A 14,892-nucleotide genomic window follows, 5' to 3' on the forward strand; every position below is an offset into this window, starting at 1 on the left:
AACAATATTTGCAAGTAAGCATAATTTAGCTGAGTAAAATAAAAATTCTATGCAAAAACTAACCTTCAAATTATTTTATTTGTGTTTGCACTCTGCTTTTTATATATACTTTTACGGTTTGCTTAGCTTGGTTTGTTTATAATAACCAAGAAATGCCTGTATCGATGAACATTTAGTTAGAAAATGTCTTAATTAAAAATTAAGGATAAATATAGTCAAAATAATCGATATCAACAGTGCAGCATATTTGCCAAGTATAAGGATTCCACATGAAAAAAATAATCGTCTCGATCTTTGCCAGCTATTTACTTATGGGCTGTGTTCAAACAGAAAAGCCTAGCGTAACTTCGCAAAATAATGATAACCCCAGCAAACTGCTTGTAGAAAAAAAACGCAACAATGTAGTATTTATATTAGTTGATGATCTTGGCTATTCAGATATTAAGGCTTACAATCAAAATTCTTTTTACGAAACCCCTAACATTGATCAGTTAGCCTTAACGGGCACAAAATTTAATAATGGTTATGCTGCTAATCCAGTCTGCAGTCCGTCACGCTATGCCTTATTAACAGGACGCCATCCATCAAGAGTCAATAGCACTGACTTTTTCAGGCATGATAAGCGTGAACGTCGTTCTGGCTACTTTGTGCCCGCTCCAGTGAAAAACCATTTAGCATTAGAAGAGCAAACAATGGCAGAAACCTTCAAAGAAAATGGTTATTCAACTGCATTTTTAGGTAAATGGCATTTAGGGGGCGAAGAAAAATACTGGCCAGAAAATAATGGTTTTGATGTCAATATTGGTGGCCATTCTAAAGGCAGCCCTAGTGGCTATTTTTCCCCGCATAAAAACCCACGTTTAAGTGATGGTGAAGAAGGCGAATACTTAACAGAACGCCTCACTAACGAAGCGATTAATTTGTTAGATGGTTATGCTAAAAAAGATAATCCCTTTTTTATGTACTTAGCTTATTACACAGTACATACGCCTCTAGGTGCCCCTGAAAAAACTATCAATAAATATAAAAACAAAGCTAAACAGCTTGGACTCACCAGCAAAGCAGATGATTTCAAACTAGAAGAACAAGTTTGGCCTGTGACTAAACCACGTAAAGTGAGAAGTGTACAAAATCATACTAAGTATGCGGCTATGGTTGAAGAAATGGACAGCAATGTTGGCCGTTTATTACAAAAACTAAAACAAACAGGTTTAGACAAAGACACCATAATCGTATTTACCTCAGACAATGGCGGCTTATCCACTTCAGAAGGTTCTCCTACTTCTAATTTACCTTTACGCGGCGGTAAAGGCTGGCTATATGAAGGCGGAATTAAAGTGCCTTATATAATCAAGGTGCCTAATACAAAGAGCACAGGCATTGAAGTCAATACCCCAGTATTTTCTACTGATTTCTACCCAACTTTGACCGAACTTGCTGGCATTAAACAAGGCAGTGCATCAGCTATCGATGGTATTTCTTTAACCTCTTTACTGGCGGGTAATGACAAAGCCGCGAACTTAACTAGACCATTATTTTTCCATTATCCTCATTATTCTAACCAAGGTGGTTTTCCTGGCAGTGCGGTTCGTTTAGGTGACTGGAAATTAATTGAACGGTTTGAAGATGGCGTTCAAAATTTATACAACCTAGCCAATGATCCTGGTGAGTTGAATGACTTAGCCGCAACTAACCCAGAAAAAGTTAAGCAGTTAACCGCCATGTTACACAAATGGTACACAGATGTAGATGCTACCTTTTTACTAGAAAAAGACGGCAAAACACCTTGGTTACCCAAGTTAGCAAACTAGCTTATTAACTATAGGCCCCTATGTTCAACTCAATTTTAGGAAAGGTAATAATGATCAATAAAATTAAATGGGTACTGGTTGTTATTACCTATTTCAGCGTATGTCTGCAATCGGCATTCGCTGTTAATCCACAAAAGACTGAACAGCCGTTAACTCTTGAATCACCTAACAAACGCATTCAGATTAAGGTCTGGACAAATCAACAGCCAATTCGATATCAAGTTAGTTATGACTCTCTGCCCCTAGTTGCTGATTCAGCTCTGGGGATCACCTTAGAGTCTGGTTTATTCGCAGCGACTAACTTCATTGATGTTAAGAGATTTTCAAGCAGTCAGAGTTGGCAACCATTGTGGGGCCAGTTCTCAAACATAGATGATATTTATAATGCTTTGACGCTAAACCTTGTAGATAAAAGCCGTACAAATAAACAATTAGCTATTCATTTTCGTTTATATGATCAAGGCTTAGCCATTCAGTATGAAATTGACCTAAACAGCAAACAAGCAGATGTCTTAAGCGCAGAAAAAACCCAATTCAACTTACTTCATTCTTATGCTGTGAATAGTTATGGTGGAGAGAAAGCCCCTATAACGAGCAAACATATTATTGCAGGTAAAAAGTTAAAAATGCCGGTGCGTTTAACTCCAAACAATGGACCGCATATTGCTTTACACGAAGCTGCATTGCTAGACGGATCTCCTATGTCTATTCAAGGTAGCCAACACCATACTAATGGTCTTGAAGTCATAAAAAATCATGCGGAATACTTTATTGAACAACATAAAACCGCATGGCGTGTGTTGTTCCTTGCTGATAAACCAGGTGAGTTTTTAACTAATACTTTGCTAGTGAACCTGTCTCCTGACTCAAAAATAAAAGACACAAGTTGGATCAAAACCGGCAAATCTTTTTGGGATTGGCGTGTCCGCGGTGATAAATACGGCAATGGCAAAATTTATGACATAGATTTTGATTCACTCAAACATTTTATTGAAGCGGCTGCTGAAAAAGGTATTGAGTATGTAATGATCGATGCCAATTGGTACGGTGAAGAACATAACGAAAAAAGTAACCCCTACACTGAAAAACCTGGCCTACACATGAGAGAACTACTGAACTATGCCCAACAAAAAGGTGTAGGCTTTATTCTCTATGTGAATGATAAAGCTAGCTATCATCACGATTTAGATCACTTATTTGCGACTTATTCAGCTTGGGGCGCAGCAGGTATAAAATATGGTTTTATGAAGTCGTCAGGCCAAGAAAAAGTCCGTAAAACAATTAAAATTGTCGAGTTAGCTGCCAAACATCAATTATTAATTAATTTTCATGATAGTCCCATTGCGCCTACCGGTTTAAGAAGAACTTACCCTAACTGGTTAACCCGAGAATACGTGCACGGACAAACCGATGGCGGCCATGCTTTTACTCCTAGCGGTTATCTTGCCATGATGAATTTAAACATGCTTGCAGGCCCTTTAGACATGAGTAACGGATTTTATAAACTGGACAAACTCGTAGAAAGTAGAAAATATGTCAGAGAAGAAATATTTACAACAGTAGCAGGGGAAACTGCTCGAACTCTAATTACTTTTTCGGGATTAACTATTCTACCTGACTCGCCAGAAGCTTATTCAGCCAAAGCGCCATTATTCGAATTCATTAAACAGCTACCTTCTACTTGGGATGACTCTAAAGTACTGGAAGATAAATTAGCGCAATATATCGTTATGGCTCGCAGGAATGGGGATAATTGGTACTTAGGTGCAGCTAATAATGAACAGCAACGTGAGCTCAAATTACCGTTAGATTTTCTGCAAAGTGAACAAACTTATATCGCCACTATATACGCTGATGCCAAAGATAGTCACTTTAAAAACCAACGGGAAAGTTATGAAATTTTTAGTCAAGAAGTTAATCAAAAAACTGTGTTAGACATGCGTTTGGCTGCTGGTGGCGGACAGGCGATTAGCATCAAACCAAAAGACGCAGCAGTACGATAGTTTCATACGGCTGCTGTTCAACCTTAATCTATAACCAATTAACAGGTAACTAATATGGTACTTTGTGGTCGATTTACCTTAGCCCTAATCACCATGAGTTTTTTCTTCAGCTCATTTATGGCCCTGTCTGCTGTAAAAATGGAGCAGAAAAAGCATTCAACAGAGCCATTTTTAGTGGGCTCTACTTGGATCGATCCAGAAGTGCAGCCAGACGAAATTATTAGCTATAAAAAAGTGGCGGATAGTGAACTTACCTTACATATTTTTAAAGCCAAAAATCTGCAAAATAATGATAAGACCCCCGCCATTGTATTCTTTCATGGTGGTGGTTGGGTAGCTGGTACGCCTGCTGTTATGTACGACCAAGCTGACTACTTTTCGCAGCAAGGTGTGTTGGTTATTTCAGTGGAATACAGAATACAAAACAAACACGCCACACCGCCTTTGGTGGCAGTTAGTGATGCTAAGTCGGCGTTTCGCTGGGTGCGTAAAAATGCTCAGCGGTTAAACATAGATAGCAACCGAATTGCCGCTGGTGGCCGCTCTGCAGGTGGCCATCTGGCTGCTGCATTAGCCTCTGTTGATGGTTTTAATGACCATAGAGATGATGTCAGTATTAGTACTGTTCCCGCCGCTCTTTTACTGTTTAATCCGGTTATTGATAATGGCCCTAAAGGTTATGGTTACAAACGTGTTAAACCTTACTGGCAGGCATTTTCACCGCTGCATAATATTAAAAAAGGCCATCCTGCCACCATTATTTTTTTGGGCACTAATGACAGATTAATTCCAGTCGCAACCGGCCAACTATACCAACAGGCTATAAAAGACCAAGGCAGTCGAGCTGACTTACATTTATACCCTGAACAAAAACATGACTTTTTTAACAGAAATAAGTCAGCTAAATATTTCAGCGATACCCTAATTAAAAGCCATCAGTTTTTAAACAGTATTGGATTTATCGATACTCAGCCTTAAGCCAAAAGCTAACAGGCGTCAATAACACAGTAGATAAAACAAAACATTAGCGAGTAACAAAGTTATGTATTCAAAAAGAACAAAAATTCAATCGCTCTCACTCACCGCCTTATTATTGTTTGGCGCAGCGAGTAGCCTAGTGTCAGCAAAAGAATCAAGCCCAAATGTCCAACCGAACATTGTCATTCTTTTTGCTGATGATATGGGCTACGGAGATATAGAGGCTTACAATCCAGACAGTAAAATTCCAACTCCAAATCTTAATAAAATGGCTGCCGACGGTATGGCTTTTACTGATGCTCATACTTCTTCTGCTGTATGTACCCCTTCTAGGTATTCGATTTTAACAGGCCGCTATGCTTGGCGTACTCATTTAAAACGTGGCGTGCTCAGAGGTCATTCCCCCGCACTTATCGAACCTAGCAGAACCACCATAGCGTCAATGTTGCAGTCGCAAGGTTACAACACTATAGCCGTAGGAAAATGGCATATAGGTATTGGTCAAGCTGAAACAGACTACTGGGGTAAAATAAAACAAGGGCCTAATTCGGTGGGTTTTGACTATTTTTTTGGGATCCCAGCGTCGCTTGATATGGAGCCCTATGTGTATATTGAAAATGAATCTCTGGCTACCCCCTTGACGGGCAAAATAATAGAAGCCAGTCGGCATAGAAGACAAGATGGTGAAGGGTTTTGGCGTAAAGGGTTAGTGGGTGAAGGTTTTGAACATCAGGATGTTTTATCCACTTTAACCAACAAAGCCATGGATCAAATCGAATTAGCCACTCAAGATCCTGAGAAAAAACCCTTCTTTTTATATTATGCTCTGCCAGCTCCTCATACTCCTTGGTTACCTAGCAAAGCGTCTAAAGGTCAAACAGGCGCAGGTTATTATGGCGATTTTGTGGTTGATGTAGATAATTTAGTAGGCCAAGTTAATAACAAGCTTAAAGAATTGAATATAGCTGATAACACTATTGTTATTTACTCGTCAGATAATGGTGCTCATTGGGGTGAGTCGGATAAAAAGAAATATGGGCACCTAGCAAATGGCAAACTTCGTGGCCAAAAAGCAGATATTCATGAAGGCGGTCACAGAGTGCCACTCATCATCAACTGGCCTGGTAAAGTCGCAAAAGGCAAAATGAATTCATCACTCTTGGTACTGAATGATTTAATGGCAACGCTAGCCGCTATTACCAATACCAGTATCCAACAAGTTAGTGGCTTAGACAGTGTTGATTTTTCTACCCAGTTATTGTCTCAAGCAAACAGCGAGCATGACAGAGGTGCGGTTATCCATCATTCATTTCAAGGCATGTTTGCTATCCGTAAAGGCGATTGGAAACTCATTGATGGTGCCGGTAGTGGTGGTTTCACACGTATTAAACCTGACGGTAACTCAATGCAGTTATACAACCTAAAAGATGATCCTGCAGAAACGACTAATCTAGTAAACAAGTACCCAGTTGTAGTTAATCAATTAATGACTGAGCTTAAACAAATTAGAGGTAACGACTAAACCATTAGCTTGGCTTTGAATAACACCCTCATTAGGCAATCACAGTATTGCCTAATGAGATCACCCCAACAAAGCTTACTAAACTTATTTCTATAAATCCCTCCACACTAATTGGTATACCACACCCCTGAAATTGGTATGTTTTATATCTTTAATTGGTATGATATATTGGCGAAAAGGTATTAATTCGATAAAGAGATAAGAATGAAAATTGCCCATATAAAAAAAATAGTACTATACAGTGCTTTACTGCCGTTAACCGGCTCACTCATCATGGCTTGCTCAGGGACTGACTCAGCAAATAGCCAACCCAGTGTAATGACCAACCAAGCTAACGTACCCGCGACAAAATTTGATCTATCTCATTGGAAAATTACCGTCCCCGTCGATTTAGATAATAATGGCAAAATTGATGAAATAAGTGTCAAAGACATACAAAATTATGCTCACCCTGATTTTTTCTATCTTGATAACAATGGTGGTATGGTGTTTGCTGCTCCTAATAAAGCAATTACTACGGCATCGTCTTCCAATACACGTAGCGAATTACGCCAAATGATCCGTGGTTCTAACACCAAAATAAAAACTAAATACGCAGGTAATAACTTTGCCTTAGCAGCTCACCCTTTAGCAGAAAGATTTGGGGCGATTGGTGGTAAACTAGACGCCACCCTAAAAGTAGATCATGTCGCTTTACGTGCCAAAAACCCTAATACTCCGGCAGCATTTTCAGTGGTTGTAGGGCAAATACATGCACTTAAAGACGAAGCATTGATTGCCAAAAACTTAGGTTTTGGTTGGGGTAACGAACCCATTAAAATATATTACAAAAAATGGCCAAATCACGAGAAAGGTTCGGTTTTTTGGAACTACGAACGTAATCTACCTAAAACAGATCCTAACCGTACCGATATTGCTTATCCAGTATGGGGCAATACATGGGAAAACCGAAATGAACCAGGAGATGCAGGCATAAGTTTAGGTGAAGAGTTTAGTTACACCATCAATGTACATGAAAATATCATGCACCTTACTTTTAGTGCAGCAGGCAAAAAAGAGGTTAACTATTCGATTAACTTAGCTAACAATGTGGATGCATATGGCAAAGTGGATGATAAAGATCATCGTATGGGTTATCTGGCTGACTTCCATTACTTTAAAGCTGGGGCATATAATCAATGTAGTACTAAAGACGAGGCAGGCGGCTTATGGTACGCAGGCTGTTTAGGTACCGGGGATTGGCCTACAGATAAAAAGAATGGTGATTATACTCAAGTGACTTTTAGTCAATTAACCTTAAGCCCATCACAAGCGCCTGCAAACTAGTTTTTGAGTCAATAGTAAGCACTTAATAGTTCTGCTATTAAGTGCTTACTATTGTAATGCCAACTCCAATAAATAATACCAATCCGCATTGATAAGTGTGCACTCAGTGAGAGTTTAAATGAACTTAATCAAGGCGCTTGAATGAATCTTTTTATTAAAAAAGAGCCAGTGCTCTTTTGAGTTCAAACAACGCAGAGTAAGTTCATTTAAAACTCGCCTAAAAGGAATGCCTCAGCAGCTTTTGCCCTACGTTCTCGGTATTTGAAAGGGAACAACCATTCCTGCACACCGACACCTTGTTCAAAAGCCCATGCAGCTTGAATACAGAGTAAACAAAGGAGTCCAGAGTAAAAATATCGAAAAATGATATTGTTCACACCTAAACTACTTCTGACTTTTTATTTGTTTGGTTTCATTCGAAAAACATGAGACAAACTTCCATAACCAGGCGTCGCATTAGTACCAGTAGCCATATAAAGGTAAGCAGGTTTGTCATCAACAAATAATATCTGTGGACGTTCTAAGCGTCCGGTTTTATCGCCTCTGTGCACCTTAGCTTTGCTCAACGCCTCATCACCTATGTAATGAGTTAGATGTTCAAAAGAGCGAGTGATGTCTTTCGTTGGAAAATGCAAACCGTCTTTAGATTTCCATAATAAACCACCACCATGTGAACCTTTTTTACTACCAAAATCACGACTCAGCATATAAACAGTATCATTCAAACTAAAGGCATAAGAATCTTCTATGCCCATACCAATTTCGGTAACTTGAGTGGGTTGATGAATGTATGGGCCTTCCAGTTTATCTGCTATAGCTACACCATAGGTATAGTTGCCACGTTTAGCTTTTGGATTTTTCTTGATCACAGATTTATTATACAAATAGTATTTATCATCTTTCTTGATCAAAGTTGGATTGGATACTCCCAACTGTGCTGTGTAGCTCCAGTCAGTTGATTTTTCAGACTTACGTAAGATTGTGCCATCGGCCTCACCACCACTTACTGGACGCCATGTATCATTTAAGTCATCAGCCACATACATCACAATTCGCTGAGTTTTTAAATTGTTATTTTCGTTAACGATAAAACTTAGTACATAACGACCATCAATTTCTTTGATGGTCGGGTTGTGGGGCGAATTGAACATTCCGTCTTGATCAGGAACCGCTACTCGGACAAATTCAAACGGTCCTTCTGGCGTGTCGCCAACATAGTGAGCAATTTCACAGTCTTTAAACCAGCCACTAAAATTAGATCGAGTACCCATTGGCCACTGAGCTACATACAGATGAACTTTACCTTTTGGCCCAATGACAGGCGAAGATCCCCAAACATGCATGCCTTCGCGCTGAACTGCTACCCCCACATATTCATAATCAAAATCAGCGGGCTCTGGTTGTGCAAAACAAATAGATGGCAAAGCCACCATACCGGCAAGGAAGCCTTTTAAATTGTACTTTTTTGTTTTCATTGTATGTATCTCTTTAATCTCTACTCATAAAACCGTTTACACGGAAAAATATCATCAATGGATAATAACAAGATTGTCTAGCCAAACCCGTAAAATCAAGACATTCTCGCGGCATATGCAGGCTTAGATAGGACAGTATTTTGCACCTTACTTTCGTTTTATAATACGCTTGGGTTGCTGGTCATTATGGCTAGCCCACTGTAAATGAACTTGTCTTAATGACTCCACTATCTCTGGATACTGATCTATGAGATTTTTTGATTCAGTAGGATCAGCATCTATATCGTATAAAAACTCCCCTTTTGTCAGTTCAACCATTTGTTTTACTGCATAAAAGTCATCGTACACAGCATGGTATTTCCATTTACCTTTTCTTACCGCAATTTCATGGCCTGTGTCCCAAACTAAAGCATCACGAACCAGAGGTTTATTTTCAAGCAACATATTATTTAATGGCATGCCATCTATGTGTGCAGGTATATCTATGCCTGCGGCTTGAAGGATCGTGGGGTAAATATCCATGATGCTCACTACGTTATCAATTGATTGACCATTTTTAAGGCCTTTACGCAAAGCATCGGGCATATAAATGACCATAGGCACTCGAATACCACCTTCGTATAAAGTGTATTTACTACCACGATAAATACCGTTATTAGCATAAATAGGTGTTGAACCACCATTATCACTGATATAGATAACGATAGTGTTGTCCGCTAAATTGTTTGTTTCTAAGCTAGTTAAAATACTCCCTACCGCTTTATCCAAATAATGCAGTTGCCCTAAATAATAGTCTCGTCCATAATCATTGTTCGGTACTCGCCCGGCCACATACCAATCTCTAAAACTCTCAGTAGTGGGATCCCAGTCGGCCATTTTAGGTAAATTATGTTGTTTTAAATATTCCTCTGGCAACTGGTGGGTAAAGTTATGCAAGGCATTAAAAGCGACCTGTAAATAAAAAGGCTTATTTTTATTATTATCGATAAATTGTGTCGCGTGTTGTTCAATTAGCTCGGTAGAAAAACCAGTTTGTTTGACCTTTTTATCATTGATCCAAACCGATCCCATTTCTAAGGATTCTCCACCCTGTTTACTTTTTTTCTGTTTATCGACAAATGATTTTTTTTGTTCATTATCATGAATCAGGTAATGTTTTCGACCTCCCTCAAAACCATAAAAGTAGTCAACCCCATGATTTAAAGGAAAGTTTCTATTGGGGACTAATTTACTATTGCCATAATGGAATTTACCTACGTAACCTGTGGTGTAATTGGCCGTTTTAAGCATTTCCGGCAAGGTGGTAAAAGTGGGATTTTCTAATCCTTTACCACCATACCAAAACATCCCCATTCTTTGTGCATAAGAGCCAGTAATAAGAGATGTACGTGAAGTACTACAAATTGGAGAGGACACATAAGCTTGTGTAAAATCAATACCTTTCTGGGCGATTTTATCGATATTAGGGGTGTCTACATCGGCAACTAATTGTTTATATCCTAAATCTGCATACCCCTGATCGTCAGCAATAATAAACACTATATTGGGTAACTTAGAGCTGTCGGTGATCGCTGATTTAGTTGCTTGATGGCTACAGCCTGAAATTAATCCAACCGCAGTCACAATCGCGATGGCTTGTAATTTTGTTTTTAAATTAGAATACACAATAAGTCTCTATAATAAGCTAGATAATGTTAAACGACGGATGTTCCCCCCATAATTAAACCTTAGGTTTTCATTCAGCTAAGGCTGTCACTTAAAGAAGAAAAATCAACAACTTTTAATGAAACAAAGCTTCTAGCAAAACTCGTAAAAAAGTAACAACACAAAATAATATTTATGCTCATCAACTTCAGCGCTATTAATGGCTGCAATAACATTCCAAGATTAAAGACACCAAACATTAAACATTAAATTTACATTATATTTACGGTAAACTGTTCATAGTTTGTTATTAATTCTACCGTTAACAAACACGATAACAATATGAAAACACACCCTATCAATCATGCAATTCATGCTAGTTTAGCTGGCAATAAAATAGTCAGCTTGGCTAGTTTAATCCCCCATAAAACTATAGCCTTATGCTGTAGTTTACTAGTTGCTAGTCAATCTGTTTCAGCCCAAGAACTGGTCACCTCTATCGATTTTAATCAAGCACAGGTGGTTGATTTAATTACCAATAAAAACGATTACGATACAGGGCTAGATACCAGTGGGAATATAGAGTTTTCCAGTGAAATAGCCAAAGACGGCAATGGTTTTAAAGTAGACTTTTTACGTTATCTACGTATCCCATTAGATGTTGTAGCCGCCAGCAATGGTAAATTCACTGTCAAATATGATTACAACCATATTAGTTCTAACCCGGGAGGCGGCACCGCTTGGCACGCTCATAGTTTTGCGGTACGTGACCTAAGTAATGGTTATGGTTGGTCACATGGCTTTCGAAATTTAGGCAATGATTATTGGACTAGCGCCATCACTGGGTTTAGTAAAAATGGCGCACAAATAAAGGGTGTTCCTGAACAGATCCCCGACTTTAACAGTCAAACATGGCACGAATATGTATTGGTGTTCGACAACAATCGTCTAACTTGGTATGTGGATGGTGTGTATGCTTATTATCAAGACTTTAACACTTCTTTTGCTGATTGGAGTTTGGCCAATTCAGACATCACCATAGGCGCAAGATTTCAGGATAATTCAATCCAGAATATAGACGGTGAAGATGGCTATTTAGGCACTGGTGGTTCGAATAATCATTTAGGCTCAGTCGAAGCAGTATTTGATAATATTCGCATTTGGGATGCAGCGCTTACGACTGAGCAAATTGCGGTGGGCGTAGAAAGTTTAGTTAACGGTGAAGATATTCTTGAGTTGTCCCAAGATAGGTTTTCGCTACAACCTCAAAATACCGAATTAACCATAGATATTGTGACCAATACCCCATGGACCTTATCTAATTTACCTAATTGGTTAACGGCCAATATCACCTCTGGTGCCGGTAATGCTAGCCTAGTGCTAACCGTGGCAGAAAATGCCACAAACCTAGCTAGAAGCGCCAATGTGATGGTCAACGATTTAGCTATTTCTGTGGTACAGGCCACAAAAACGGACCTGTTAACTACAGACGCGGTGATTTATCCAGACACAGGCAATCAAACTGTTGAATATGTTTTTTATGACATAAAAAGCTTTTTCAACGCAAAAATGCCCGAGACGACCGCAGATAAATTATTTATCGAAGACGGTTTTAATGGTGTCAGAACCAATATTTGGGGCACCCGAGATAAACCAGATACAGCGAATGGACGATACGCACATCCAGAGCCTGGTGTGGTAGTCGAAAGTTTGTATGCCAAAGATGTCACCATCATTAAGCAAGCTATGGCCCGTAATCCTGAGCTAATTGTTTTTGCCAGCAAAAAACTAAACGGCAAATATAGTTTTCCTGATTGGGTCTTAGATGATGACGGCGTGATCCCTGAGTTATACGTTATTTTATTGGCTGACTATATCGAATATATGGCCTCTGAAGGTATACCTATAGATATCCTAGGACTAGATAACGAACGAGTATTTAACGAAGGCAATGTCACCCCTGAAAAGTTCAAACAAGTAGTCGACTTATTAGAAATTCTAGCCCTAGAACGTGGTTTCCCTATGCCAACAATTATTGGTCATGAAGACTACGTACCGGGCCGCAATAATTGGATGAAAAATCTAGCAGACAATAATTGGACCAACCGTTTAGATATTTATGGTACCCATTATTATCCAGAAAACCGTAATGCCACTATGGTAGGGCGCCTTGAATCTGATATTTCTTATGCTAGTGATTTACCCCGTTGGCATAGTGAACTGCACTGGAACGCTAAATCTGATATTGACGACATATTAGAAATTGAAGATGGTTTTGGTAGTTTACTAGATATGACTGACCGCGGCTTTAACGGTCTAATGTGGTGGGGTTATGGTTTAAATGGATTCCGTGGTGCAACCATGGGAGCACTTACCACTCACTTATTAGGTTATACGCCGATAGTAATGACAGATCATGACGGCATCGATATTTTCAAAGACGGCAATTTGCATACGCGAGCTTATCGCAAAGGTAATAAAATGGTGGTCTTCGTGTTAAATATTAATGGGAATAGCCATGATGACTACAGCTTTAAGTTAAACACAGGTGAAATCAGTTCAGAAGTAAGCTTCGAACAATGGGCCGATGGTAATGAAACCAGCATTAGCGGTATAGCCACCAGCTTAGCTGATAATGGTTTTTCAGTAGATTTATCTAGTCAGTCTATGACTATGCTTACCTTTGATATTACCCCTCAAGATAATCTATTCAATGAATCTTGGAACACTGCTGCCAGCACTACTTTAAATGGCACTAACACACTAGTGGCAGACAATGAATGGCAATTTGCTGTAGACAGTTCGCAAAGCAAAGTAACCGTCAATCCAGCCAGCAGCTATTTTGAGCAGCAAGTATTGACGGCAGCGAGTCATGCTGATCAACTAGACAAAGCTGAAATCAGTAGCACGTTAAATCAGCCAATAGACATGGATCTGACACCTTCTGTCACCTTCAAACTAAAAGCTATTTTTTCCGCACTGTCAGAGTCAACAGATGGCAACACCAATACTAGTATTGGTTTACAAAGTGCTGATAACACCAGCGGATTTCAATTAGTACTGAATAGCGATGTTAGCCAAGCAAGTTTACAGTTAGTGATTACAGGACTTGACGGTACACGTGCTATTGATCTGGTGCCTGCTGGCGAACAATTAGTTGGTCTTCCCTATGATGTAACAGTGACCTTAAACAAAGTAGCTGATAATCAAACCAACATAGCCTACAACATCTACCGCAATAGAATGTTGTGGTTAGAAGGAACAGAGTTTTTAGATACCAGCAGCACTGGTGGCCAACTATTAGACACAGTGCAAATCAATACCTCAGCTGAGTCAAATATCGTACTCGATGACATTCAGTTATTAGGCCTTAACGGCCAAGTAACGGGAGATTGGGATAATGATGGTGACGTTGATGTAAATGATATGCGCGCTATGGTCAGAGCCATACAACAAAGTGAAGAGATTGATATGAGCTTTGACTTTAATAACGACGGCACAGTAAGCATTTTAGATGCGCGTGGTATGTCGGCAATTTGTACTCGCACTCGTTGCGCAGCAGAATAATAGGAATAACAAAATGAAAAAATTTATCGCAGCTTTAACTTTGCTTATTGGTTTAAGTGCCAATGCCAACACTATTTCAATTCAACTCAGTGACACTGATATCAACCTTGGTGAAACAGTACAAGTGAGCCTGCTTGCCACGGGTTTTGAAATGTTTGATACATTTGATTTTGATTTAGAATTCGATACATCGACTTTTAGTTACGACCCCACAACCTTGGTAAGTGATGTGGCTGACACACTGCCTTTAATTTTTGAAGTGAACGATGCTGCTAATGGCATGGCCTTCAGCTTTTTTGAGCCTATGGCTTTTGCGGGAGGAGACTTCTTATTAGCCAGCTTTTCTCTAACCGCTACAGATATAGGTGACATTGGTTTTTCGTTGGCTGACAGCGTATTTGCAGATTCTTTATTTCAGTCTGAATTAACCGTGGATACCACTGCCCGTTCACAAATATCAGTAACAGAGCAAGTAGCCGTGTCAGCACCCGCCACAGTAGGAATATTGGCTATGTCTATGTTGCTTATGTTAGTAAGAAGCAGAAAAACAAGTTGAGGTTAACTGC

Annotated in this window: 9 protein-coding genes; 7 read left to right on the plus strand and 2 right to left on the minus strand. The window is 39.3% G+C overall.

The window, feature by feature from the left end; translation table 11 throughout:
• Positions 1-269: 269 nt before the first annotated feature.
• From GQR87_RS16275 to GQR87_RS16295, 5 genes are all read left to right on the plus strand, one after another.
• Positions 270-1,811 carry a sulfatase gene (locus GQR87_RS16275; RefSeq protein WP_233267295.1) on the plus strand — a complete coding sequence of 514 codons (1,542 nt, stop codon included), beginning with the start codon at positions 270-272 and terminating at the stop codon, positions 1,809-1,811.
• A gap of 50 nt (positions 1,812-1,861) precedes the next feature.
• On the plus strand, positions 1,862-3,814 hold the full coding sequence (locus GQR87_RS16280) for a glycoside hydrolase family 97 protein (protein WP_158971137.1): 1,953 nt from the start codon (positions 1,862-1,864) through the stop codon (positions 3,812-3,814).
• Positions 3,815-3,868: 54 nt separating this feature from the next.
• Positions 3,869-4,792 carry an alpha/beta hydrolase gene (locus GQR87_RS16285; protein WP_158971139.1) on the plus strand — a complete coding sequence of 308 codons (924 nt, stop codon included), beginning with the start codon at positions 3,869-3,871 and terminating at the stop codon, positions 4,790-4,792.
• Between the two features lie 64 nt (positions 4,793-4,856).
• Positions 4,857-6,314, plus strand: coding sequence for an arylsulfatase (locus GQR87_RS16290; protein WP_158971141.1), 1,458 nt, complete (start codon positions 4,857-4,859; stop codon positions 6,312-6,314).
• A gap of 204 nt (positions 6,315-6,518) precedes the next feature.
• Positions 6,519-7,640 (plus strand): polysaccharide lyase family 7 protein, encoded by a 1,122-nt coding sequence (locus GQR87_RS16295; RefSeq protein WP_158971143.1) that lies wholly within the window; start codon positions 6,519-6,521, stop codon positions 7,638-7,640.
• A gap of 398 nt (positions 7,641-8,038) precedes the next feature.
• Here GQR87_RS16295 and GQR87_RS16300 read toward each other — a convergent pair whose 3' ends face one another.
• Positions 8,039-9,115 carry a glycoside hydrolase family protein gene (locus GQR87_RS16300; protein WP_158971145.1) on the minus strand — a complete coding sequence of 359 codons (1,077 nt, stop codon included), beginning with the start codon at positions 9,113-9,115 and terminating at the stop codon, positions 8,039-8,041.
• 147 nt (positions 9,116-9,262) lie between these two features.
• Positions 9,263-10,780: a sulfatase gene (locus GQR87_RS16305; protein WP_158971147.1), complete on the minus strand. Its 1,518-nt coding sequence runs from the start codon at positions 10,778-10,780 to the stop codon at positions 9,263-9,265.
• A 321-nt stretch (positions 10,781-11,101) separates the two neighbouring features.
• Between GQR87_RS16305 and GQR87_RS16310 the strand changes: the two genes are divergently transcribed.
• Together GQR87_RS16310 and GQR87_RS16315 are read left to right on the plus strand one after the other, a co-directional pair.
• On the plus strand, positions 11,102-14,326 hold the full coding sequence (locus GQR87_RS16310; protein WP_158971149.1) for a BACON domain-containing protein: 3,225 nt from the start codon (positions 11,102-11,104) through the stop codon (positions 14,324-14,326).
• Positions 14,327-14,339: 13 nt separating this feature from the next.
• A complete protein-coding gene (locus tag GQR87_RS16315; protein ID WP_158971151.1) occupies positions 14,340-14,882 on the plus strand; it encodes a hypothetical protein in 543 nt (180 codons plus the stop codon).
• The last annotated feature ends 10 nt before the right edge of the window (positions 14,883-14,892 follow it).

This window comes from Paraglaciecola sp. L3A3, from assembly GCF_009796765.1.
GTDB lineage: Bacteria > Pseudomonadota > Gammaproteobacteria > Enterobacterales > Alteromonadaceae > Paraglaciecola.